The sequence below is a fragment of the Caulobacter segnis genome, assembly GCF_003243465.1.
Taxonomy (GTDB): Bacteria; Pseudomonadota; Alphaproteobacteria; order Caulobacterales; family Caulobacteraceae; genus Caulobacter; species Caulobacter segnis_A.
The window spans coordinates 1-22924 of record NZ_QFQZ01000027.1 but is presented as its reverse complement, the minus strand read 5'-3'; the positions used below and the strand labels follow the sequence as shown (position 1 = coordinate 22924).

Annotated in this window: 24 protein-coding genes; 8 read left to right on the top strand and 16 right to left on the bottom strand. The window is 69.4% G+C overall.

Annotated elements, in window-relative coordinates; all coding sequences use genetic code 11:
* Nucleotides 1-6 precede the first annotated feature (6 nt).
* The 3 genes from DI526_RS10515 (at nucleotide 7) to DI526_RS10505 (ending at nucleotide 2596) form a co-directional block, all read left to right on the top strand.
* Nucleotides 7-288 (top strand): YciI family protein, encoded by a 282-nt coding sequence (locus DI526_RS10515; protein ID WP_304277366.1) that lies wholly within the window; start codon nucleotides 7-9, stop codon nucleotides 286-288.
* A gap of 4 nt (nucleotides 289-292) precedes the next feature.
* Nucleotides 293-658, top strand: a complete 366-nt coding sequence (locus DI526_RS10510) for a Rieske (2Fe-2S) protein (RefSeq protein WP_304277364.1) — start codon at nucleotides 293-295, stop codon at nucleotides 656-658.
* A gap of 138 nt (nucleotides 659-796) precedes the next feature.
* A complete protein-coding gene (locus DI526_RS10505) occupies nucleotides 797-2596 on the top strand; it encodes a methyl-accepting chemotaxis protein (RefSeq protein ID WP_304277362.1) in 1800 nt (599 codons plus the stop codon).
* Here DI526_RS10505 and moaC read toward each other — a convergent pair.
* Genes moaC through moaA form a run of 5 tightly spaced genes read right to left on the bottom strand, consistent with a single transcriptional unit; the run spans nucleotide 2593 to nucleotide 5356 of the window.
* Nucleotides 2593-3066 carry a cyclic pyranopterin monophosphate synthase MoaC gene (gene moaC / locus DI526_RS10500; RefSeq protein ID WP_304277360.1) on the bottom strand — a complete coding sequence of 158 codons (474 nt, stop codon included), beginning with the start codon at nucleotides 3064-3066 and terminating at the stop codon, nucleotides 2593-2595. The genes DI526_RS10505 and moaC overlap by 4 nt on opposite strands.
* Nucleotides 3063-3617 carry a molybdenum cofactor biosynthesis protein B gene (gene moaB / locus DI526_RS10495; RefSeq protein WP_304277358.1) on the bottom strand — a complete coding sequence of 185 codons (555 nt, stop codon included), beginning with the start codon at nucleotides 3615-3617 and terminating at the stop codon, nucleotides 3063-3065. Before moaB ends, moaC begins: the two co-directional genes overlap by 4 nt.
* A 12-nt stretch (nucleotides 3618-3629) precedes the next feature.
* Nucleotides 3630-4073, bottom strand: coding sequence for a molybdenum cofactor biosynthesis protein MoaE (locus DI526_RS10490; protein WP_304277356.1), 444 nt, complete (start codon nucleotides 4071-4073; stop codon nucleotides 3630-3632).
* Nucleotides 4070-4309 carry a MoaD/ThiS family protein gene (locus tag DI526_RS10485; protein WP_304277355.1) on the bottom strand — a complete coding sequence of 80 codons (240 nt, stop codon included), beginning with the start codon at nucleotides 4307-4309 and terminating at the stop codon, nucleotides 4070-4072. The genes DI526_RS10490 and DI526_RS10485 overlap by 4 nt, the downstream gene beginning before the upstream one ends.
* 3 nt (nucleotides 4310-4312) lie before the next feature.
* Nucleotides 4313-5356 (bottom strand): GTP 3',8-cyclase MoaA, encoded by a 1044-nt coding sequence (gene moaA / locus DI526_RS10480; RefSeq protein WP_304277353.1) that lies wholly within the window; start codon nucleotides 5354-5356, stop codon nucleotides 4313-4315.
* 29 nt (nucleotides 5357-5385) lie between these two features.
* Here moaA and DI526_RS10475 point away from each other — a divergent pair, with 29 nt between their 5' ends.
* Nucleotides 5386-5994, top strand: coding sequence for a nucleotidyltransferase family protein (locus DI526_RS10475; protein ID WP_304277350.1), 609 nt, complete (start codon nucleotides 5386-5388; stop codon nucleotides 5992-5994).
* An 18-nt stretch (nucleotides 5995-6012) separates the two neighbouring features.
* Here DI526_RS10475 and DI526_RS10470 read toward each other — a convergent pair whose 3' ends face one another.
* The 3 genes from DI526_RS10470 to DI526_RS10460 form a co-directional block, all read right to left on the bottom strand.
* Entirely contained in the window at nucleotides 6013-6228 is a 216-nt protein-coding gene (locus DI526_RS10470) for a hypothetical protein (protein ID WP_304277348.1), read from the bottom strand.
* A gap of 66 nt (nucleotides 6229-6294) precedes the next feature.
* Nucleotides 6295-8472 carry a xanthine dehydrogenase family protein molybdopterin-binding subunit gene (locus DI526_RS10465; RefSeq protein ID WP_304277346.1) on the bottom strand — a complete coding sequence of 726 codons (2178 nt, stop codon included), beginning with the start codon at nucleotides 8470-8472 and terminating at the stop codon, nucleotides 6295-6297.
* On the bottom strand, nucleotides 8469-8924 hold the full coding sequence (locus DI526_RS10460; protein WP_304277344.1) for a (2Fe-2S)-binding protein: 456 nt from the start codon (nucleotides 8922-8924) through the stop codon (nucleotides 8469-8471). Before DI526_RS10460 ends, DI526_RS10465 begins: the two co-directional genes overlap by 4 nt.
* Nucleotides 8925-9066: 142 nt before the next feature.
* On the opposite strand from DI526_RS10460, the gene DI526_RS10455 reads away from it, so the two are divergent.
* Both DI526_RS10455 and DI526_RS10450 read left to right on the top strand, forming a co-directional pair.
* Nucleotides 9067-9378, top strand: a complete 312-nt coding sequence (locus tag DI526_RS10455) for an MliC family protein (protein WP_304277342.1) — start codon at nucleotides 9067-9069, stop codon at nucleotides 9376-9378.
* A 13-nt stretch (nucleotides 9379-9391) separates the two neighbouring features.
* Nucleotides 9392-10300 (top strand): bifunctional precorrin-2 dehydrogenase/sirohydrochlorin ferrochelatase, encoded by a 909-nt coding sequence (locus tag DI526_RS10450; protein WP_304277340.1) that lies wholly within the window; start codon nucleotides 9392-9394, stop codon nucleotides 10298-10300.
* On the opposite strand, the gene DI526_RS10445 is transcribed toward DI526_RS10450, so the two are convergent.
* From DI526_RS10445 to DI526_RS10430, 4 genes are all read right to left on the bottom strand, one after another.
* On the bottom strand, nucleotides 10297-11949 hold the full coding sequence (locus DI526_RS10445) for an MFS transporter (RefSeq protein WP_304277338.1): 1653 nt from the start codon (nucleotides 11947-11949) through the stop codon (nucleotides 10297-10299). The genes DI526_RS10450 and DI526_RS10445 overlap by 4 nt on opposite strands.
* Nucleotides 11950-12065: 116 nt before the next feature.
* The gene (locus tag DI526_RS10440) at nucleotides 12066-14789 is read right to left on the bottom strand and encodes a PAS domain-containing sensor histidine kinase (protein ID WP_304277336.1); all 2724 of its coding nucleotides are present in this window, start codon (nucleotides 14787-14789) and stop codon (nucleotides 12066-12068) included.
* Between the two features lie 87 nt (nucleotides 14790-14876).
* Nucleotides 14877-15560: a Fe2+-dependent dioxygenase gene (locus DI526_RS10435; protein WP_304277334.1), complete on the bottom strand. Its 684-nt coding sequence runs from the start codon at nucleotides 15558-15560 to the stop codon at nucleotides 14877-14879.
* A 145-nt stretch (nucleotides 15561-15705) separates the two neighbouring features.
* Nucleotides 15706-18030, bottom strand: coding sequence for a TonB-dependent siderophore receptor (locus DI526_RS10430; protein ID WP_304277332.1), 2325 nt, complete (start codon nucleotides 18028-18030; stop codon nucleotides 15706-15708).
* A gap of 236 nt (nucleotides 18031-18266) precedes the next feature.
* Between DI526_RS10430 and DI526_RS10425 the strand changes: the two genes are divergently transcribed.
* Together DI526_RS10425 and DI526_RS10420 are read left to right on the top strand one after the other, a co-directional pair.
* Nucleotides 18267-18980, top strand: a complete 714-nt coding sequence (locus DI526_RS10425) for a ribonuclease T2 (RefSeq protein WP_304277330.1) — start codon at nucleotides 18267-18269, stop codon at nucleotides 18978-18980.
* A 2-nt stretch (nucleotides 18981-18982) separates the two neighbouring features.
* The gene (locus tag DI526_RS10420; protein ID WP_304277415.1) at nucleotides 18983-19126 is read left to right on the top strand and encodes a hypothetical protein; all 144 of its coding nucleotides are present in this window, start codon (nucleotides 18983-18985) and stop codon (nucleotides 19124-19126) included.
* Here DI526_RS10420 and DI526_RS10415 read toward each other — a convergent pair.
* The 4 genes from DI526_RS10415 to pnp all read right to left on the bottom strand — a co-directional run.
* On the bottom strand, nucleotides 19123-19959 hold the full coding sequence (locus DI526_RS10415; protein WP_304277328.1) for an alpha/beta fold hydrolase: 837 nt from the start codon (nucleotides 19957-19959) through the stop codon (nucleotides 19123-19125). The genes DI526_RS10420 and DI526_RS10415 overlap by 4 nt on opposite strands.
* Nucleotides 19960-20087: 128 nt before the next feature.
* Nucleotides 20088-20936 carry a DUF1206 domain-containing protein gene (locus DI526_RS10410; protein ID WP_304277326.1) on the bottom strand — a complete coding sequence of 283 codons (849 nt, stop codon included), beginning with the start codon at nucleotides 20934-20936 and terminating at the stop codon, nucleotides 20088-20090.
* Between the two features lie 17 nt (nucleotides 20937-20953).
* Nucleotides 20954-21157 carry a hypothetical protein gene (locus DI526_RS10405; protein ID WP_304277324.1) on the bottom strand — a complete coding sequence of 68 codons (204 nt, stop codon included), beginning with the start codon at nucleotides 21155-21157 and terminating at the stop codon, nucleotides 20954-20956.
* A gap of 122 nt (nucleotides 21158-21279) precedes the next feature.
* The coding region (gene pnp, locus DI526_RS10400) for a polyribonucleotide nucleotidyltransferase (protein ID WP_304277322.1) at nucleotides 21280-22924 on the bottom strand (1645 nt) is incomplete at its 5' end.

The window sequence follows — 22924 nt, the reverse complement described above, 5'->3', positions numbered from 1 at the left end:
CGCCGCATGGCCCTCTTCGCCATCCTCTGCAAGGACAAGCCCGGCGCGCTGGACACCCGGCTGGCCACGCGCCCCACGCACCTGGACTATCTGAACCAGTCCGCGGGGCTGAAGCTGGCGGGCGCTCTACTGGGCGACGACGGCAATCCGATCGGCTCGCTGCTGATCGTCGAGGCCGAGGACCTGGCGGCCGCCCAGGCCCAGGCCGACAACGACCCCTTCACCGCCGCCGGCGTGTTCGAAAGCGTCGAGGTCCGGCCCTGGCGCGTGGCGGTCGGCTCGCTCTAGCGCTTTGCGCGGCGATCCCGACAATCGCGCCCGTCCGGCCACCGGAACCGTGCTCTGCGCGCTGGACGAGATCCCCTCGCCCGGCTCCAAGGGGTTCCGGTTCCGCGAGGGCGACGCGTTGTTCGCCGGCTTCGTGGTCCGTCAGGGCGAGACGCTGGTCGGCTATGTCGACAGCTGCCCGCACGCGGGCTGGCCGCTGGCCGGCTTCGCCGGGCGCTACCTGACGCGCGAGAACGACTACATCCTGTGCGCGGGCCATGGGGCGCTGTTCAAGATCGACGGCGGCGCCTGCGTCGCCGGCCCCTGTCCCGGCCAGGCTCTGACGACCTGGCCCGTAGCGCTTCTGGACGGCCTGATCGTCACCGCCTAAGGACGCGAAAGGCCTCGCCTGCGCCCGTCAGACGGGCCGCGCGACACTATGCCACTGTCGGTTGGCCGACGCGGTTAAGTCTCGTTAGGCAAGTTCTCCGGCAATCTGCTTCGATCAAGCGAGGCGGAGAAATCGGATATGGCTTCCCTAGGACGGAAGGTCATGAGCGCGGCGGCGGGCGCGGCCCTGCTGTGCGCAGCGACGGCCGGCACGGGGCTTTGGGTGGCTCACAGCCTCGATTCGGCCCTCGTTCGCGCCGAAGGCTCGGCCCGCATCCTGCGCCTGCACATGCACGCCGACATGATGCACGACGCCCTTCGCGCCGACGTCATGGGCGCCGTCATGTCCAGCGATCCCGGCCTGGGCGTCGACCTGAAGGCCGTGCGCGCCGATCTGGCCGAGCACACGGCCGCCTTCAAGCAGGACATCGCCGAGGGCGGGCGACTGGCCCAGGACCCGGCGGTCAGCGCGGCCCTGTCCGAGGTGAAGGCGCCGCTGGCCGCCTATATCGGCGCCGCCAACGGCCTCGTCGCCGTCGCCGACACCGATCCCGCCGGCGCGCGAGCCCGCCTGCCCGACTTCGCCGCCCAGTTCTCGGCGCTCGAGGGCAAGATGGAGGCCGCGTCTGAAAAGATCGAGGCCGCCGCCACCCGCGACGCCGACGAGGCCAAGACGCTGGGCGTCATGGGCCAGGGCCTGATGGCGGCCCTGCTCCTGGCCTCCGCCATCTTCGCCGGCCTGCTGATCTTCGCGGCCCGCCAAGGCCTGATCCTGCCGCTGATCTCGGTGACCAAGGCCCTGCGCGCCCTGGCCAGCGGCGACGTCAATGTCGCCCTGCCGGTGATCAAGACGCGCGACGAGATCGGCGAGATGACCCACGCCTTGCGCGCCTTCCACGATACGATCCAGGCTCGCCAGAAGGACCTTGAGGCCGCCGACGTGCGCGAGGCGCTGGAGATCGAGCGGCGGGAAGCCGAACGTCGCCGCGACGAGGCCGAGGCCGTCCAGAAGGCCGTGGTCAGCAGCCTGGCCGACGCCCTGGACCATCTGTCCGACGGCGACCTGTCGCATCGCATCAGCCGCACGTTCCCCGAGGGCTATGAGCGCCTGCGGGTCGACTACAACGCTGCGGTCGAGAAGCTGTCGGGCGTGATCGCCGCCTCTCTGGAAGCGACCAACATGATCCATGGCGGCTCGCGCGAGATCACCTCGGCCGCCGACGATCTGGCGCGCCGCACCGAGCAGCAGGCCGCCAGCCTGGAAGAGACCGCCGCCGCGCTGGACCAGATCACCGCCAAGGTCCGCCAGACCGCCGAGAGCACCGGCCAGGCCCGAACGGTGGTGGCGCGCGCCCGCGAAGCGGCGGGCGGCAGCGACGATCTCGTCGACCAGGCCGTCGGCGCCATGGAAGCGATCGAGAAATCGTCGGCGCGGATCGGCCAGATCATCCTGGTGATCGACGAAATCGCCTTCCAGACCAACCTGCTGGCCCTGAACGCCGGGGTCGAGGCCGCCCGGGCCGGCGAGGCGGGCCGCGGCTTCGCGGTCGTCGCCCAGGAGGTGCGGGCGCTGGCTCAGCGCTCGGCCGACGCCGCCAGGGAAATCAAGGACCTGATCGCCACCAGCTCCGCCGAGGTCGAACACGGCGTCCAGCAGGTCGGCCGCACCGGCGAGGTGCTGCGCGCCATCGCCTCGGAGGTCCAGCAGATCGACGGCCTGGTGCGAGACATGGCCGCTTCGGCCGCAGAGCAGGCGCGGGGCCTGGTGGAGGTCAATGGCGCCGTCGCCCAGATGGACCAGGTCACCCAGCAGAACGCGGCCATGGTCGAGGAGACCACCGCCGCCAGCCACGCCCTCGCCCAGGAGGCGACTCGCCTGGCGCAGCGCATGGCCGAACTGCGGATCAGCAGCGAAGCGCGAACGGCGGCGGCGGCCTAACCGCCCGCCGACCAGTCGCCCGACTTGCCGCCGGTCTTTTCCAGCAGGCGCACGGCCTCGATGACCATGCCCTTCTCGGCGGCCTTGAGCATGTCGTAGATCGTCAGGCAGGCCACCGACGCCGCCGTCAACGCTTCCATCTCGACGCCCGTGGGGCCGGTGGTCTTGACCCGCGCGGTGACCTTGAGGCCGCCTTCGGCCGGCTCGACGGACACCTCGACCTTCGATAGCGCCAGAGGGTGGCACAGGGGGATCAGGTCCGAGGTCTTCTTGGCGGCCATGACCCCGGCCAGTTCGGCCACGGCGCGCACGTCGCCCTTTCGGCCCGAACCGGAAACCGCCAGCGCCAGGGTCGAGGGCGCCATCCGCACGAAGCCGCTCGCCACCGCCTCGCGAGTCGTCGCCGGCTTGTCGGAAACGTCGACCATGCGGGCGCGGCCCTGGTCGTCGATGTGGGTCAGCTTGCTCATTGCTCAAGCAGCCTCGGCATCAGCTCGACCATGTTGCAGGGCTTGTGGCGGCTGTCCAACTGCGCGGAGATGAGCTTGTCCCAGCCGTCCTTCACCGCCCCGTTGCTGCCCGGCAGGCAGAAGACGAAGACGCCGCCGACCAGGCCGGCCGTGGCCCGCGACTGCAGGGTCGAAAGGCCGACCGAGGCGTAGGACACCAGGTGAAAGACCACCGAGAAGCCGTCGATCTTCTTGTCGAACAGCGGCTCCAGCGCCTCCACCGTCACGTCCCGCCCCGTCAGGCCGGTGCCGCCGGTGGTGACGACGGCGTCGACGGTTCCGCTATCGACCCAGGCGCGGACCTGGGTCCGGATGCGCTCGACGTCATCACGGACGAGGGCGCGGTCGGCCAGGGTGTGTCCGGCGGCCTGGATGCGCTCGACCAGGATCTGGCCAGAGGTGTCGCTCGCCGCGTCGCGCGTATCGGAGACGGTCAGCACCGCCACCCGCACCGGCGTGAACGGCAGCTCCGGCTTGATCCCGCCGCCCGGCTTGAGGCCCGCGTCCGACATCCGTTTCTCCTCTCAGTCCCAGCGTTGCGCGTCGGTCCGATCGCGGTCCGTCGGCTCAATCCAGCGCGCCCCGTCCGGGCCGTGCTCCTTCTTCCAGAAGGGCGCGCGGCTCTTCAGGTAGTCCATCAGGAAGTCGCAGGCCTCGAACGCCGCGCGGCGATGGGCGGCCGCGGTGGCGACGAAGACGATCGCCTCGCCCGGCGCGATCCGCCCGATGCGGTGGACGATGTGGACGTCCTGCAGCTGGAAGCGCGCCATGGCCTCGCCGGCGATCTCGCCGATCGCCGCTTCGGTGAAGCCGGGATACGCCTCCAGTTCCAGGGCGATGGCGGCGCCCTGCTCGGCGCGCGCCAGGCCGACGAAACTGGCCACCGCGCCCGTCTCGCCCCGGTCGGCGCAGAAGGCCGTGACCAAGGCGCCCGGCTCGAACGGCCGGTCGGTCAGGGCGACCGTCATCCGCCGCTCATCGGCGGCAGGAAGGCCACTTCGGCGCCGGCCGCCAAGGCCGACTCGCCGCGCACCAGCACCTTGTCGACGGCGATCTGCACGCCGGGCGCGGCCAGGGCCTCGCCCAGCCCCGCATCCTCGGCGGCGATGACCGCGCGCAGGGCGGCCAGATCGACGGCCTCGATCCGACGGTCGCGCCAGCCGGCCTGGTCGGCCAGCCGTCCGAACAGCAGCACCCGCGCCATCGCCTAGCCCCCCGTGGTCGACATGTGCCGCGCCACGGCCGGACGCGCCGCGGCGATCTGGAAATCATGACCCTGGGGCTTGGCGCCGATGGCCGCGTAGATCGCCGCCCGCAGGCCCGCCTCGTCCGCGCCCGACCGCAGCACGGCGCGCAGGTCGCTGGCGTCCTCGCGCCCCAGGCAGGTGTGCAGCGTACCCGTGCAGGTCAGGCGCACCCGATTGCAGGCGTCGCAGAAATTGTGGCTGAGCGGGGTGATGAAACCGAGCCGCCCCCCTGTTTCAGCGACCCGGACGTAGCGCGCCGGTCCGCCCGTGGTCAGCGGGATGTCCTCCAGCGTCCAGAACGCGGCCAGGTCGCGGCGCACCTGCGCCAGCGACAGGAACTGGTCGGTGCGGTCCTGCTCGACCTCGCCCAGCGGCATGGTCTCGATCAGGCTGACGTCGCAGCTGCGCGCGTGGGCCCAGCCGATCAGGTCCGGCAGGGCCTTGGCGTTGTCGTCCTTCAGCGCCACGGCGTTCAGCTTGACCGCCAGGCCCGCCGCCTGGGCCGCGTCGATCCCGGCGATCACGCGCGCCACATCGCCGCCGCGGGTCAGCCGGCGGAAGACGGCGGGGTCCAGGGTGTCGAGCGAGACATTGATCCGCCGCACGCCGAACCGGGCCAGGTCCGCCGCGTAGCGCTCCAGCTGCGCGCCGTTGGTGGTCAGGGTCAGCTCGTCCAAAGCGCCCGACGCCAGGTGGCGCGACAGGCGCTCGACCAGCGTCATGAAGCCCTTGCGCACCAGGGGCTCGCCGCCGGTCAGGCGCAGCTTGCGCACCCCCAGCGCCACGAACATCGAGGCCAGGCGGTCCAGCTCCTCCAGCGTCAGCACCTCGGCCTTCGGCAGGAAGGTCATGTGCTCGGCCATGCAGTAGACGCAGCGCAGGTCGCAGCGATCGGTGACGGAGACGCGCAGATAGGTGACGGCGCGGCCGAAACCGTCCACCAGGACGGGCGGGCTGGGCGCGGCTAAGACCGCTTGCGCGGCGCTGTCGTCATAGGGCGTCATGTCTGGCCGCAAGATAGGCGCTGGAGCCCATGACGCAAAGCCATACCCCGGTCTTGGAAGCGATCGTCCTGGCGGCGGGCCGGGGAGTCCGCTTCGGCGGCGACAAGCTGCTGGCCGCGCTGAACGGCGCGCCCCTGGTCACTGGGGCCCTGGCCGCCGCGCTCGCCGCACCGGTCCGGCGGGTCCTGGTGGCCGTTGGCGATGATCCGCGCCTCGTCGACGCGGTTCAAGCCTTCGCGACGCCCGACCGGGCGGACCGCCTTGTGCTCGTCCCCGTCCCTCAAGCCGCCGAAGGCATGGGAGCCTCGCTGAGAACCGCCGCCAGCGCCGTTTCCGCGGCGGCCGAGGGCGTGTTCGTTTTTCTCGGCGACATGCCCACGATCGCGCCCGACACGCCGGTCAGGCTGGCGGCGGCCCTGGACGCACCCGACCGCATCGTCGCGCCGGTCCATGCCGGACGGCGCGGCCATCCGGTGCTGTTCGGCCGCGCCTGGCTGCCGGCGCTCAAGACGCTCAAGGGCGACGAGGGGGCTCGCGCGCTGATCGCGGCGGCCGGATCCAGCCTGCGCCTTGTCGAGGTGGATGATCGCGGCGTCCTGCTCGACATCGACCGGCCAGAAGATCTCGCCCGGTTCTAGGTCTACAGGCTCCGGCGGTTACTGAGGCCGGCGCTCGGGATCGCTGAGGATGGCCTTGATCTTGGCCACCAGCGCCAGGGCGCCGTCCGTGTCGCCCCGTTCCTGCAACGCGGCGATCCGCGGGAAAAGAACCTGGAGGACCCTACGATGGTCCTCGCCCAGCTTCGACAACGCCGCGCGAAACGCCGCGATGTCCTCCGCCTGATCTTCCGAGGCGCCGGACAGCTCTGCCATGAAAACCCCACGCACTGGCGAACAAGGTCACAATGCGCGGATAGGTCGATTCCGTCCAGCTTGCCGCTACGTCGCCGTACGGATGATCGGCAGGCGATCAGTGACGCGCTGATCCAAGGCCAGCAAGGCGTTGGCGACCGCCGGTCCGATCACCGGCGTGCCGGGCTCGCCCACCCCGCTGGGGGGATCGCCGGACGGAACGATGTGGGTCTCCACCGTCGGCGCCTCGTTGATGCGCAGCACCCGATAGGTGTCGAAATTGCCCTGATCGACCTTGCCGTCGGTCAAGGTCACCTCGCCGAACAGGACCGCCGACAGGCCGTAGCAGACCCCGCCCTCCATCTGGGCCGCGATCTGGTCGGGCGAAACCGCCACACCGCAGTCGACGGCGGTGACCACGCGGCCGACGCGGGGGACGCCGTTCTCGAGCTTGACCTCCGCCACCTGGGCGACGACCGAGCCGAAGCTCTCGTGCACCGCCACGCCGCGCGCCCAGCCGGGCGTCGGCGCCGGCCCCGCCTTTTCGACCGCGAGGTCCAGCGCCGCCAGGTGCCGGTCGGCGCCGGCCTTGCGATAGAGGGCCCGGCGATAGTCGACCGGATCCTTGCCGGCCTTGCGGGCCAGCTGGTCGATCGTGTGCTCCATCACGAAGGCGGTATGGGTCGCGCCGACCGAGCGCCACCACAGCACGGGCACGCCGACGTCCGGGAAGGCGACCTGACAGTCCACGATCGGCGTGGCCTTCAGGTAGGGCGAGCCCGCCGCCCCCTCGATCGCGCTGCCATCCGGCCCCTTGCCCGCCGGCATCGGCGAGTTCTTCATGATCGACTGGGTGACGATCCGGTGGCGCCAGGCGGCCGGGTAGCCGTCCTGGTCCAGCCTGACCTTGACCGCATGGATGACGATCGGCCGGTAGTAGCCGGCCCGCATGTCGTCCTCGCGCGTCCAGACCAGCTTCACCGGCCGGCCGCCGCCGATCGTCTTGGCGATGTAAAGGCACTCGACCGCGTAGTCCGACTCGAACGTCGCCCGCCGCCCGAACGAGCCGCCGGCCAGCAGGGTCTCGATCTCGACCGAGCCCGGCAGGCAGCCGACCACCTTGGCGGCGTTCAGCTGGTCGAGGGTCGGGCCTTGCGAGCCGAACGTCAGCTGGACCTTCGAGCCGTTGACCGAAGCGACGCAGTTCATCGGCTCCATGGTGGCGTGGGCGAGGTACGGGAACTCGTAGGTCGCCTCCAGCACCTGGTCGCCCTTGGCCGACGCGAGGACGGCGGCGTCGCCGCGCTGGTCGAACGGCTCCCACTTGGCCGAGGCGTCGTCGCCCGCCGCGATCGCCTTGAACTGCTGGGCGATGGCGGCGGAGCCGCGCTTTTCAGCCTTCTCTTCGTCCCAGACGATGTTCAGCGCCTCGCGGCCCAGCTTGGCGGCGTAGGTGTTCTGGGCGACCACCGCGACGCCGGACGGGATCTGGAAGACCTCGACTACGCCTGGGACCCTGCGGGCCTGCGTGGCGTCGAAGCTCTTCACCTTGGCGCCGAACCTGGGCGGGTGGGCGACCATGGCGGTCAGCATGTCGGGCAGCCGGACGTCTTGGGTGTAGCGCGCCGTGCCGTCGCTCTTGGCCTGGGCGTCCTTGCGGCGGACCCGGTCCGTGCCGATCAGGGTGAAGGCCTTCGGGTCCTTCAGCTTGACGTCCTTCGGCGGCGGGACCTTGGCCGCGTCGGCCAGCAGGTCGGCGAAGGTCGCGGTCTTGCCCGAGGCGTGGGTCACGACGCTGTCCTTCACCTTGATCTCGCCGGCCGGGACGTTCCAGCCATTGGCGGCGGCCTGGACGAACATGGCCCGCGCGGTGGCCCCCGCCTTGCGCAGCTGGTCCCACGAGTTGGAGATCGCGGACGAGCCGCCGGTCAGCTGCGCCCCGACCGAGCCGTTGGAATAGAGCTTGGCGTTGGCCGGCGCAAACTCGACCCGGATGCGGCTCCAGTCGGCGTCGAGCTCCTCGGCGACGATCGCCGCCAGGCCCGCGTGGCTGCCCTGGCCGAACTCGATGTGCTTGGAGATGACCGTCACCGCGCCATCGGGAGCGATCTTGATGAAGGGACCGAAGGCGCCGACCTCGACCTTGGAGCCCAGGCTCATCAGGTCGGCCGGCGAACAGCCGACCAGCAATGCGCCGCCGACCAGGGCGGAACCGACCACCAGGTCGCGGCGGCTCGGGCCCTCGGGCTTGAAGGGGGCGTTCATCGGGCGCCTCCCTCGGCGACGTCCTTGATGGCGGCGCGGATGCGCTGATAGGCGCCGCAGCGGCAGAGGTTTCCGGCCATGGCCCCGTCGATGTCCTCGTCGGACGGCTTGGGCGTCGCGGCCAGCAGGGCGACGGCCGACATGATCTGCCCGGACTGGCAGTAGCCGCACTGGGGCACGTCGTGACGGACCCAGGCTTGCTGCACGGGATGGGCGCCACCAAGGCCTTCAATCGTGGTGATCTTGCCGGCGCCGACCGCGGCGATCGGCGTCACGCAGGCGCGGATCGGCTGACCGTCCAGGTGGACCGTGCAGGCCCCGCACTGGGCCATGCCGCAGCCGAATTTCGTGCCGGTCAGGCCCAGCTCGTCACGCAGCACCCAGAGCAATGGGGTGTCGGGCGCCGCCTGGGCCGTGACCGACTTGCCATTGATATCGAGCGTGGTCGCCATGCCTCTCGCCTCCCCGCGAGGACGGACTCGTTGGTCCGACAGCAAAGCTAACACTGTTCACATCCCAGCGTAAATCGTGACCGCCTGGATCGGCGCGCCGTAAACCCGCTATGCTCGCCGCCTTGATCACCCGGAGGCTCCGATGCGGCGCGCCCTCGTCCCTCTCGCCCTGCTGGCCCTGACGGCGGCGGGCTGCGCGACCCTGGCGCCGGACGCCACCGACTCGGCGGTCCGCTATCGCTGCCAGGCGGGCAAGAGCTTCACCGCCGCCTACGCCTTGCACGGCAAGCATGTCGTGGTCACCGCCGGCGGGGTGACGCGCACCCTGAAGCTGGCCCGCTCCGGCTCGGGCGCGCGCTATACGGCCGGCGACGCCGAAATCTGGGGCAAGGGGACGGCCGCCACCCTCAAGGGCTTCCCCGGCGGTCCCTATCGAGCGTGCGACTCCCAATAGTTCGAGGACCCACGTGGACTCCTTTCCCGCCTATTTTCCCCTGGCCGGCCGCAGGGTGGTGATCGCCGGCTCCGGCGAACCCGCCGAGGCCAAGGCCCGGCTGTTCGAGGGCTCGCCCGCCACGGTCGTCCGCCTGCACGCGCCCGAGGCCTTCTCGCCCGAGGCCTATGCGGACGCCGTGCTGGTCTTCGTGGGCAGCGCCGACGAAGCCTTCATCGAGGCCGCCGTAGCAGCCGCGCGGGCGGCGGGCGCGCTGCTCAACGTGGTCGACCGTCCCGCGCTTTGCGACTTCAACACGCCGGCCATCATCGACCGGGGCCAGGTGGTGGCGGCGATCGGCACGGGGGGCTCGGCGCCCGTGCTGGCGACGCTGCTGCGCAACGACGTCGAGAGCCAGGTGCCCGAAGGCATGGGTCGCGTCGCCGCCCTGCTGGCCCGCCTCCAGGACGAGGTTCGCAAGGCCCTGCCGGTCCTGCACGAGCGCCGCGCGTTCCTGCGGGCTGCGGCGCGCGGGCCCGCCGCGCGGGCGGCCATGGCCGGCGACATGGCCCAGGCCGAGGCCTTGCTGCGCGAGGCGCTGGCCAGGGGCGTGGCGCGCACAGGCGCGGTGAAGGTGCTGGCGGCGGACGGTCCGGTCGATCTGCTGAGCCTGCGCGCGGTCCGCGCCCTCGGAACCGCCGACGTCGTGGTGATCGATCCGGACGCCGATCCCGAGATCGTCGGCCTGGCTAGGCGCGACGTCGAGCGCCTGTCGCCGCAGGCCGCCGACGCCGATCACCTGGCGGCCCTCGTCGCCCGGGGACAGCAGATCGTCTGGCTCCGGGGGCGGGCGGCCTCGACCGCCGTGCTGGACGCCCTGGCCGAGGCGGGCGTCGCGGTCGACGCTCTGCCCGTGGTCCAAGACGAAGGGACGAGGCTCTAATCCAGCGGGCGGCCCTTGGTCTCCGGCAGGAAGAACAGGGTCGCCAGCACGCTGATCAGGGTGAAGGCCACCGGGTACCAAAGGCCCGCATAGATATCGCCGACCGCGGTGACGATCGCGAAGGCGAAGAAGGGCACGAAGCCGCCCACCCAGCCGGTGCCGATATGGTAGGGCAAAGATAGCGCCGTGTAGCGCACGCGGGTCGGGAACAGCTCCACCAGGGCGGCCGCCAGAGGGCCGAACAGGGCCGTCGCGGCGATCACGAACACGAACAGCACGCCCAGCATCATCGGCTTGTTCATGCGCGCCGGATCGGCCTTGGCGGGATAGCCGGCCTCGGCGAGCGCCGCCTTGATCTTCGCCTCGACCGCGGTCTTCACGGCCTTGGCCTGAGCCTTCGGCAAGCCCTTGGCGCTCTGCGAGGCCACGTCGACGCCGCCGACCTTCATGATCGCCAGGGTCCCAGGCGGAGCCTTCTGGTTGGCGTAGGAGACGCCGGCGTTGGCCAGGGTGCTCTTGACGATGTCGCAGGCGGTGACGAAGGCGGCCTTGCCGACCGGGTCGAACTGCAACGAGCAGTCGGCGGGATCGGCGACCACCACGACCGGCGCCCGGGCGCTGGCCTCGGCCAGGGCCGGGTTGGCGGCCTTCTCCAGCAGGTGGAAGCCCGGGAAGTAGAACAGCAGGGCCAAGGTCATGCCGCCCAGCATCACGGGCTTGCGGCCGATGCGGTCCGACAGCCAGCCGAACACGACGTAGAAGACCGCGCTGATCGCCGTGGCCGTCATCATCAGCACGTTGATGTCGGCCGGATCGACCTTGAGGAACTTCTCCATGAAGGTCTGGGCGTAGAAGAAGCTCGTGTACCAGACCGCCCCTTGCGCGGACATCATCGCGAAGAAGGCCAGCAGCACCAGCTTGAGGTTCTTCCACTGGCCGAACGCCTCGGCGTAGGGCGCCTTGGACGACTGGCCCTCGGCCTTCATCGCCGCGAAGGTCGGGCTTTCCGTCAGCTTCAGGCGCATCCAGACCGATACGCCCAGCAGCCCGATCGAGACCGCGAACGGAATGCGCCAGCCCCAGGCGTCGAAGGCGTCCGGCCCCACGTGGGCGCCGAGCAGCCAGCGGGTCAGCAGGATCACCAGCAGCGCGCCGAACAGGCCGAACGCGGCCGAGCTCTGCACCCAGGACGTCGACCAGCCGCGCTGGTCTGGCGGCGAATGCTCGGCGACATAGATCGCCGCGCCGCCATACTCGCCGCCCAGGGCGAAGCCCTGCACGCAGCGCATGATGATCAGCAGGATCGGCGAGATGATCCCCGCCTGCTGGTAGGTCGGCAGGAAGGCGATGGCGAAGGTCGCGCCGCCCATCAGCAGCACGGTGGCCAGGAACGCGCCCTTGCGTCCGGCCTGGTCGCCGATCTTGCCGAACACCAGGGCGCCCAGGGGGCGGAACGCGAAGCCGACGCCGAACAGGGCCAGGGCCGCGACATAGCCGGCCGTCTCGTTCAAGCCGGCGAAGAACGTCTTGGAGATGACCTGGGCCAGGCTGCCGAAGATGAAGAAGTCGTACCACTCGAACGCCGTGCCGGCCGACGACGCCGCCACCACCGTGCGCATCGACGCGCGTTCCTGACCCTGGCCAGCCATCTGTTTCCCCCGTTTCGCCTTGGTTTAGCGCGCTTCAGCGCGCGGGGGAAAGAGGCGCGGGATCTTCGGTCCAGCTTCGGAGATCCGATGCGCGCTCGATCGATCGGACGCACGCCCTAGGCCAAGGCGGCCTCGGGGTCGGCGTGGGAGGGCTCCTCTCGCGACAGACGAAGAATCTCGGCGACCAAGGCGGTCGGGGAGATCGGCTTGGCCGCCACCCCGTCCATGCCCGCGGCCAGATAGGCCGCCCGCTGGTGGGCCATGACGTTGGCGGTCAGGGCGATGATCGGCGTCCGTCCCGCGGGACCGGCGAAGGCTCGGATCCGGCGCGCCGCCTCCAGGCCGTCCATGCCGGGCATCTGCACGTCCATCAGGATCAGGTCGAAACCGCCCTTGCGGGCCGCGGCGACGCCCGAAGCGCCGTCGCCGGCCAGGCTGACGGCCGCGCCGAGCTGCTCCAGGATCCGCCGGGCCACCAGCTGGTTGGTCGCATTGTCCTCCACCACCAGCACCCGCAGCCCGGCCAGGAGGCTGTCGTCCTCGACCACAGAGGCTTCCGGCGCCACGGCCGGTGGCGCGGCGATCGTCAGGGTGAAGGTGGAGCCGACGCCCGGCTCCGACTGGAAGGTGATGTCGCCGCCCAGCATCCGGGCCAGGTTGCGGCTGATCGCCAAGCCCAGGCCCGAGCCTCCGAACCGGCGCGTCGTGCTGGCGTCGCCCTGCTGGAAGCGATCGAACAGGCGCGCCTGGGCCTCCAGCGGCACGCCCACCCCCGTGTCGATCACGTCGAAGACCAGGCTGGGCGTGTCCGGCGACGACGTCCGGCTCAGGCGCACGGTGACCGAGCCGGCGGCGGTGAACTTCACCGCATTGCCGACCAGGTTGAACAAGGCCTGCCGGACCCGCGTGGCGTCGGTCATGATCCAGCCGGACGAGTCGACGATGTCGAGCTCGAGCCGCAAACCCTTCTGCGCCGCCGGTCCCGCCAGCAGGCGGACCACCCCGCGCGCCAGGTCGCAAGGATCGACCGGTTCGTGACTCAGCTCCAGCCGCCCGGCCTCGATCCGCGAGATGTCGATCACGTCGTCCAGCAGCGTCGACAGCATCTGGCCCGCCGCCAGGGCCTCGCCCAGTAGTTCGGCGTTCTCGCCGTCGGGCAGCTCGCGCTGAAGGACGTGAAGCACCCCCAGCACGCCGTTCATGGGCGTGCGGATCTCGTGGCTCATATTGGCCAGGAACTGGGCCTTGGCCTCTCTGGCCGCCTGGGCCGCGCGCTCGGCGGCCACCAGGGCCAGCTCGGCGCGCTTATGCGCGTCGATGTCGAGCACCAGGCCGAAGGCCTTGCGCGGGCGAAGGTCGGAGTCGCGCCGAACCTGATGGAACACCCGGATCCAGCGCGTCTCGCCGTCCGGCAGCAGCAGGCGAACATCGTGCTCTTGAGCGGGGTTGTCGCCGCTGCGTCGCCACTCGGCGGCGACCGCGTAGAGCTTCTCGCGGTCCTCGGGATGCAGCATCGGCCAGACGGCGTCGCGCACGTCCTCATAGCCGATCCGCCGGCCCATCATCCGCTGGAACTCGGGCGAGCCCCAGAAGCTCCCGCGCTCGTAGTCGATCTCGTAGACGCCGGCCCGGGCCGCGCCGAGGGCGACCTTCAGGCGGCGAGCGTTGATCCGCGCCTCGCGCCGCGCGTCCGCCAGCGCTGTCACGTCGTCCATGTAGGTGATGACGCCGACGATATCGCCGTTGACGTCGCGCCAGGGTCGCGCCTCCCAGCGCAGGCAGTGCTCCTGGCCCTCGGCGTCGAACAGGCGGTCCTCCCGGCGCGTGACCGTCTCGCCCGCGAGCGCCCGGGCCACGCCGGCGACGAACCGACGACGCACGCCGCTGGTCAGGTCCTCCAGCGACCTGCCTATGACGCGCGCCTCCGTCGCCTTGAAAATCTCGAGGAACTTGGGACTGACCAGACGCAGGCGCAGATCGACGTCGTACACGGCCACCGCGAAGGGCGCGTCCTCGACCAGCCGCCGAGCCCGGCGCTCGCTCCAGATCGCCTTGTCCCGGATCAGCGCCACGTCGGTGATGTTCTGGGCCACGCCCTTCAGCGCATGGCGCCCGCCCGGCCGGGCCTCGGCGCGGAAGGTGCTGCGGAAGGTCAGCCAGCGGCCGTGATCGCCGCGCAGGCGATATTCCATGGCGCCGCCCTGGCCGGTCTCGACCGCGCGCCGGAAGGTGTCGGCGACCTTGGCGCGCTGCTCGGGCGCGATCCGCTCGAAGAACAGCGGCGGCGTGCCGATATCGGCGGGCAGCAGGCCCAGCGCCGCGACGGCGTCGGGCGTCCAGTCGATCAGGCCGGTCTCCGGCTCGTAGCTCCAGATGCCGATGCCGGCCGCCTCCGCCAGCATCTCGTGGGTGCGCCGGGCCGCCTCCAGTTGCTGGCGGGTTTCGACCTCCGCGGAGACGTCGTGCATCAGGCCGATCATCTCGCCCTGCGGTCCCAGCCGTGTTCGCCCCTGCAGCCAGATCCAGCGCCCGTCTTTGCACAGTCCGCGCAGCTCGCCGACCGCGGCGCCGGTCTCGCGTAGGCGGCGCGAATAGTCGAGCAGCTCAGGCTGGCTGTCGGGGTGGACGAACTTGATGGTTGGCTGGCCGATCAGGTCCTCCGCGGACCAGCCGGTGAGGGTCGTCCAGGCGCCGTTGACCGTGACGAAGCGCCCCTCGGGCGAGACCACGGCGAAAAGATCGTGGGCGTTGTCGAAGAACCAGCGCGCGGCGTCGTCGAAGGACGACGGGGCGATCGTCGTCCCATCGCCTAGCCCCGCATTGCCCGCCGAGTCCGGCATTCGCTTCCCTCAAGGTTTAGCGGATCGTGCGGTACGCGCGGTAAACTTTGTGTTGGCGCCCGGACGGGTGGCGGGAAGCCAACGCGGTCAGACCTCGGCCCACTGGCGGAGAAGATTGTGGTAGACGCCGGTCAGGGACAGGATGCCCTCCTCGTCCTGGCCGGTCTTGCGCGACAGGCGCTGGATGGCGACGTCCATGTCCAGCAGCAGGCTGCGCTTGGCGTCGTCGCGCACCAGGCTCTGGATCCAGAAGAAGCTGGCGACCCGCGCGCCGCGGGTGACGGTCGTCACGTGGTGCAGGCTGGTGCTGGGATAGAGGATGGCGTCGCCGGCCCCTAGCTTGACGACGTGGTCGCCATAAAGGTCGTTCACCACCAGCTCGCCGCCGTCATAGTCCTCGGGCTCGGCCAGGAAGAGCGTGCACGACAGGTCGGTGCGAAGCTTCAGGCCGGTCACCGGATCGCGACGGATCGAGTTGTCGACGTGGTCCTTGAAACCCATGCCCTCGCCATAGCGATTGAACATCGGCGACAGGATGGTGTGCGGCAGGGCCGCCGAGACGAACAGCGGGTTGGCCTCCAGCGCCTGGACGATGATCGCCCCGACGTGCTTGGCCTCGGCGCTTTCCTGCGGCAGCTGCTCGTTGTTCTTGGCCATCGCCGCCTGGAAGCCGGAGGTGACGTTGCCGTCGACCCAGGGGCCGGCGTCGAGGATCGCGCGGCATTCGGCGACCTGCGCCTTGGTCAAAACCTCTGGGATCTGCAGCATCATCAGGGACATCCTATTTGCGAACCGTTCCTAGATGGATGGGCCGAACTTTCCTTTGATCCGGATCAGATCAGCGCCCGGAGAGACAGGAAAAACGCCCCGACCGGCGAGGTCGGGGCGTTGGCGTGAAGCACCGTGGAGGGGAGGATCAGTACTTCACGTTCAGGGTCAACAGGGCCTGGCGACCGGGGGCCGGGTCGGCGTGGTGGACGCCGTTGGTCCGCACGATGTAGCGCTCGTCGGTCAGGTTCTGGATGTTGAGCTGCAGGTCGGCCGTCTTGTTGATAGCCCACGAGGCGAACGCGTCGTAGCGCCAGTAGGACGGGGCGTAGATCCGGTTGGTCCCGCCGCCGGCGCCGCCCTGGTTGCCGCCGAAGCTCTTGGAGACATAGTAGGCGCCGCCGCCCAGCGAGATGTCTCGCGTGACCTTGTAGGTCGTGAAGGTCGAGAAGCTGTGCTTGGGCGTGTTGGCCAGCGGATCGCCCTGGTTGACGCTGGTGTAGGCGCCGCGGACCAGCTCGCTGTCCATGTAGGTATAGCCGCCGAACACCTGCCACTTGGGCGTGACATTGCCCGAGAAGCCGAGCTCGAAACCCTTGACCTCGACCTCGCCGACCTGGGCGTAGGTGTTGGCGTCGATCTGGATCTGGGCGTTCTTGCGGGTCGTCTTGAAGGCGGCGGCCGACAGGGCCAGGGTGTCATGGAAGACATTGGCCTTGGCGCCAAGCTCGAAGCTCTCGCTGTCCTCCGGCTCAAGCTGGACCGTGGCCAGGTTGCCCGTCCCCGTGGCGGTGTTGCCGTTCTGGTCGCCGGCCGAGATGCCCGGCGGCGTCGAGGACGTCCCGTACGAGACATAGAGGCTGGAGCTGGCGGTCGGCTTGTAAACAAGGCCGGCCTGGTAGTTGGTGAAGTCCCACGAGCCCTTGCGCGGGGTGTAGGTCGCCGAGGTGAAGACGCCTTGCGACTGGGTTGTGGAAACGTCGACGCCCGAGCTGTCGTAGCTGTCGTGGCGCAGGCCCAGGTTCAGCAGCCACTTGTCGCCGAACTTGATGGTGTCGAAGCCGTAGACGGCGGCCGTCTTGGCGATGTTCCGCGAGGCCGGGCTGCGATTGACGACGCCCGTCCAGCTGTCCTTGTCGTTCGGCGCGTAGACCAGGGTGCAGTCGCCGGCGCCCAGGCTGGCCAGGGTGCTGGCGGCGATCGTGAAGCCGGTCGGGCAGGCCGCGCCCGAGGTGGTGTAGGTCGAATAGGTGGCGTTGCGGTTTTCCTCGCGGCTCAGCTCAAGGCCGACGTCGAAGCTGTGTTCCAGACCGAACAGGGTCTTCTTGCCGTGCATGTCGCTGACGATCGCGACGCTCTCGGTGGGGTTCCAGCGGGTCTTGGTGCCGCGCTTCATCCACCACTGGCCGTTGACGAGCTGGGCCGCGCCGCCATCGCCCGGATTGGTGACGATGTAGTCGTTCAGCGACTTCGAATAGCGAACCACCTGACGCACGCTCAGCGCGTCGCTGATCGCGTGGTCGATGGCGAAGGTCGCGATGTCGGACTTGGTCTTCTGGTAGTCGCGCGACTTGATCCCGTAGAAACTCCGGCGATCGACGGCCAGGATGCCGGACTCGGTGCGCGGCTGGGTCGTCTTGCTGATCAGCGGGATGCCGTAGTCAGGCGTCTGGTTGCTGTCGAGGTGGTAGTAGCTGACCGTCAGCTGGGTGTCGCCGTTCAGGCCGACCGCCAGCGAAGGCGCGACGCCCCACTTGTCGAAGTCGACCGACTTGCGGCCCGGCGTGTTGCCTTGCGAGCCCATGACGTTGATCCGCAGGGCGACGCTGTCGTTGACCGCGTAGTTGGCGTCGGCGGTGGCCCGCACATATTCGTCGGTCCCGATGGCGATCGAGCCGCGCGCGAAGCTGTCGGCCTTGGGCGTCTTGGACGACAGGTTGATGCTGCCGCCGCCCGAACCACGACCGCTATAGGCGCTGTCGGGGCCCTTCACGACCTCGACCTGCTCGAGGTTGAAGACTTCGCGGACCTGGCCGCCGCTGTCGCGCACGCCGTCGACGAAGACGTTGTTGCCGCTGGACTGGCCGCGGATGAACGGACGATCGGCCAGGGGCTGGCCGCCCTCGCCCGCGCCGAACGTGATGCCGGGCGAGGTGCGCAGGATGTCCTGCAGCGAGGTCGCGGCGGTCTGCTCGATGATTTTCGACGGGATGACCGTCACGGACTTGGGCGTGTCGACCAGCGGGGCGGTGAACTTGCTCGACGAGGGGTCGGCCACCCGCTTGGCGTCGATCTTGACCGACGAGACCTCGGTGCTGTCGGCGGCCGGCGCCGTGGCGATCGGCGCGGCGGCGTCCGCTTCCGTAGCGCCTGCGGCGTGGGCCAGGCTCAGGCCCGCGAGGCCGGCGACGGCGGCGGCGCCGAGGGCGCGACGAGGCCGGCTCACAATGCCGGCGAAGGTCGGATTACGCATATTTTGGTCTTTCCCCAGAGGGCGCTTGCTCGCCCTTCCTGAAATTGCGAGGCGTTCTTAGCGACCTTGAGACGCAGTCGCAATGATAATCGTTCGCAATAGCGGTGTTCGCTTTGAAAAGTCGGGCCTGTGGCGCGTCTCGCCCGTCAGCCCAGCCGAATGACCGCGCCCAAGGGCTGCGGAACCCGCCTTGACGCCGAAGGCGGCGCGGGTCCCTATCCGCGCCGAAAGCCCCTGTGGAGCCGCTTATGAAGACCGCCCTCATCGCCGCCGCCCTGCTGGCCTTGGCGGGTGGCGCCCAGGCCTCGGACCTGAAGTCCTGCGCGGTCCCCGTGTCGGTGTCGCCCGCGCCTTCGGAGGTTCCGCCGCCGAACGAGATCCACACCGACGTGCCGATCGCGGCCTATCTGCTGGCGCTGTTCTGGTCGCCGGAGTCGTGCCGCGCCGGCATCCCCGAGGCCGACAAGGCCATCCAGTGCCAGGCCAACCGCTTCGGCTTCACGGTGCATGGCCTGTGGCCGAACGGGCCGGACAAGGTCCACCCGCGCTATTGCCGGCCCAGCCCGCCGATGAGCCCGGCGACGGTGAAGGCCAATCTGTGCATGACGCCGTCGCCCTGGCTGCTGCAGCATGAGTGGCAGGCGCATGGGACCTGCCAGTGGGACACGCCCGAGGCCTATTTCAAGAAGGCGCGGAAGATCCGCGAGAAGCTGAACGTGCCGGATCTGGATCCCGGCGTTGACGGCGTCATGACAGCCGGCGAGATCCGCAAGGCCTTCCTTGACCGCAACCGCAAGCTCGCGCCGGAGGACCTGAACGTCCGGGTCAAGGACGGGCGGTTGACCGAGGTCTGGGTCTGCATGGACCTGAAGTTCAAATGGGCCGCCTGCCGGGGCGGCAATGGCGCGCCGGACATGGCGATCGTGAAGGTGACGCCGAGGCGGGGGTAAAAATCCTTCTCCCCTTGCGGGAGAAGGTGTCGCTGGAGGCGACGGATGAGGGGTCGCGCCGGCCATTTCCGAGCGCCCCCTCACCCGACCCGCTTCGCGGGCCACCCTCTCCCGCGTGGGGAGAGGGAAACACCCACCAGCCTTAGCCCTCGATGAAGGCCAGCAGATCCTTGTTGATCGTTTCGGCCTCGGTCGTGGCCATGCCGTGCGGGAAGCCCGGATAGGTGATCAGCTTGCCGTTCTTGACCAGCTTGATGGCCAGTTCGGCGCTGTCGGCGATCGGGACGATCTGGTCGTCCTCGCCGTGCAGGATCAGAACCGGGACGTCGATGGCCTTCAGGTCCTCGGTGAAGTCGGTTTCCGAGAAGGCGGTGATGCAGTCGTAGTGGGCCTTGGCCCCGCCCATCATGCCCTGCCGCCACCAGTTCTCGACGGTCGCCGGCGAAACCTTGGCGCCTTCGCGGTTGAAGCCATAGAACGGCCCGGCCGCCACGTCGTGGAAGAACTGGGCGCGGTTGGCGAGCAGGGCCGAGCGGAAGCCGTCGAAGACCTCGATCGGCAGGCCGCCCGGGTTGGCCTCGGTCTTCAGCATGATCGGCGGCACGGCCCCGACCAGCACCGCCTTGGCGACGCGGCCGGGTTCGGCGCGGGCGACATATCGGGCGACTTCGCCGCCGCCAGTCGAGTGGCCGATATGGACCGCGTTCTTCAGGTCCAGGTGCTTGGCCAGGGCGATCACGTCGGCGGCGTAGGTGTCCATCTCGTTGCCGGTGTCGGTCTGGCTGGAGCGGCCATGGCCTCGGCGGTCATGGGCGATGACCCGATAGCCCTTGAGCAGGAAGAACATCATCTGGGCGTCCCAGTCGTCCGACGAGAGCGGCCAGCCATGGTGGAAGACGACCGGCTGGGCGTCCTTGGGGCCCCAGTCCTTGAAGAAGATCTGCGCGCCGTCGTTAGTGGTGAAGAAGCCGCTGCTCATGGTCCTGATCCCTCGCCTGGGGAGGCCGTCCGGCCCGTCCCGCTGTTCCGATGAAGACAGAATGCTCTCGCCGCAGGGTCGCAGATATAGAAATGATCGAAACCCATGGTTTCGTCTTTTGATCTAAATCAAGTCACCAGATCTTGTGGCGGCGAGATGCGGCGGTAGCGCGCCTCCACGAAGCCGAACAGGCCGAAGGCGATCAGCCCGGCCGCCAGGGCGCCGAGCACGAAGCCGCCGAACGGCTGCTGCTCGACGGTCTGCAGGGCCTGACCCCAGCTACGGGCCTCGTCGGCCCTCGCCTGCAGCCCGGCCAGGACGAGGAAGACGCCGACCGGCAAGGTGGCGAGGCCGCGGGCGGCATAGCCCACCTTGGCCAGCGGCTCGACGCGCCGGCGCAGGACCTTGTCGCAAGCGAGACGGTGGCCGAAATCCTGCGCCAGGCCCTGGATCACGTTTCCCACCCCGAAACCTACGACCACCAGTCCGGCCAGGATCAGCAGCCAATCACCATGCGGGGCGCTCAGCACCGCGGCGCTGGTCTGGCGCAGATCCTCTGTCTCGTCCGCCTCGCCGAAGTCCTCGAAGACGTCGAGCAACTCGAAGGCCGACAGCGCTAGGCCGCCATAGACCAGGCCGCTGATCGCCTGGCCCGCGCGGATCGCCCAAGCCTTGGGGGCGGTCCCATGGCGGTCGGCGTCGAACACCGCCTCGATCGCTCGCCAGGCGGCGAAGGCAGTCAGGCCGCAGCCGACGGCGCCGATCAGCACGGTCCCCAGCGGCCAACCCGCCCATGTCTCCAGCACGCCCTTGGCGCCTCTCGCCTGGGGCATCAGGTCCAGGGCGGCCAACAAGGCGATCGCGCCCAGTCCGCAATAGACCAAGCCCCGCGCGGCGTAGCCCAGGCGCGCCGCCCATTCCAGCAGACGCGGGAGATCGAGTCGGCGAAGACCCAGCAGCCGTCGAGGAAGCGCCAACAATCCGACCAAGGCGTCTAGAACCCTTCCTCGTGGGTGATCATGGTGACTGGGGCGCGCCGGAACCGCGCGCCGCGATAGACGGTCTCGGGCGGATCACCCCGGACCTCGCCGCCGGTCGCGGCCAAGAAGGCCTCCCACTCATCCTCGGGCAGCAGGAAGCCCACGGTCTTGTCCGGCGCGGCGTCGATCTCGCGGTCGGCTTGCTGGCGGATGTCCATGGCGGCGCTCCCTCTTCGAAGGGACAACGCCCGACGCCGCCACGCGCTCCAAACGCAAAGCGGGCGGCCCCTTTCGGAGCCGCCCGCCATGTTCGCTTCGGAAAGACCGACGCTTCGAAGGCTTACGCCTCTTCAGCGGCCGGAGCTTCCTTCTTCGACAGGTCTTCGCCGGTTTCCTGGTCGACGACCTTCATCGACAGCTTGGTCTTGCCGCGGTCGTCGAAGCCCAGGAGCTTCACCTTGACCATCTGGCCTTCCTTCAGCACGTCCGACGGCTTGGCGACGCGTTCGTTGCTGATCTGGCTGACGTGGACGAGGCCGTCCTTGGCGCCGAAGAAGTTCACGAAGGCGCCGAAGTCGACGACCTTCACGACCTTGCCGTCGTAGATCTTGCCGACTTCCGCCTCGTCGGTGATCGACTTGATCCAGTCGATCGCGGCCTTGATCTTGGCGCCGTCCGAGGCCGAGACCTTCACCGTGCCTTCGTCGTTGATGTCGACCTTGGCGCCGGTGGTGGCGACGATCTCGCGGATCACCTTGCCGCCCGAGCCGATCACTTCGCGGATCTTGTCGGTCGGGATGGTGATGGTCTCGATCTTCGGGGCGAACTCGCCGACATCTTCACGCGGCGCTTCCATGGCCTTGTTCATCTCGCCGAGGATGTGCGCGCGGCCTTCCTTGGCCTGGGCCAGGGCCTGCTTCATGATCTCGGGCGTGATGCCGGCGATCTTGATGTCCATCTGCAGCGAGGTGATGCCTTCGCTGGTGCCGGCCACCTTGAAGTCCATGTCGCCGAGGTGATCCTCGTCGCCCAGGATGTCCGACAGGACCGCGAAGCCGTCCTTTTCCAGGATCAGGCCCATGGCGATGCCCGAGACCGGACGGGCCAGCGGCACGCCGGCGTCCATCATGGCCAGCGACGAACCGCAGACCGTGGCCATCGAGGACGAGCCGTTCGACTCGGTGATCTCCGAGACCAGGCGGATCGTGTAGGGGAAGTCTTCCTTGGCCGGCAGGACCGGACGGATCGCGCGCCAGGCCAGCTTGCCGTGACCGATCTCGCGACGGCCCGGCGAGCCCATGCGGCCCGTCTCGCCGACCGAGTAGGGCGGGAAGTTGTAGTGCAGCAGGAAGGATTCCTTGTAGGTGCCTTCCAGGGCGTCGATGAACTGCTCGTCGTCGCCGGTGCCCAGGGTCGCCACGACGATCGCCTGGGTCTCGCCGCGGGTGAACAGGGCCGAACCGTGGGTGCGCGGCAGGATGCCGACTTCGCCCAGGATCGGACGGACGGTGCGGACGTCGCGGCCGTCGATGCGCAGGCCGGTGTCCAGGATGCCGCGACGCACGACGTCGGCTTCCAGTTCCTTGAAGACGCCGCCCAGCTTTTGCGGGTCATAGCCTTCCGGATTGGCTTCCGAGACGCCGAGCGCTTCGATCGCCTTCTTCTTGGCCGCGCCGACCGCTTCATAGCGGTCCTGCTTCTTCTGAATCTTGTAGGCGGCGGCGATGTCCGCGCCCACCAGGTCCTTCATCTTGGCCTTGATCGCGTCGGTGTCTTCCGGCTCGAACGCGAAGGGCTCCTTGGCGGCGTGCTCGGCCAGCTCGATGATCGCGTCGATCACCGGCTGCATTTCCTTGTGGGCGAAGTTGACGCCGCCCAGGACGATCTCTTCCGAGAGTTCCTTGATTTCGCTTTCGACCATCATCACCGCGTCGGACGTGCCGGCCACGACGAGGTCCATCTTGCTGTCCTTCAGCTCGTCGAGC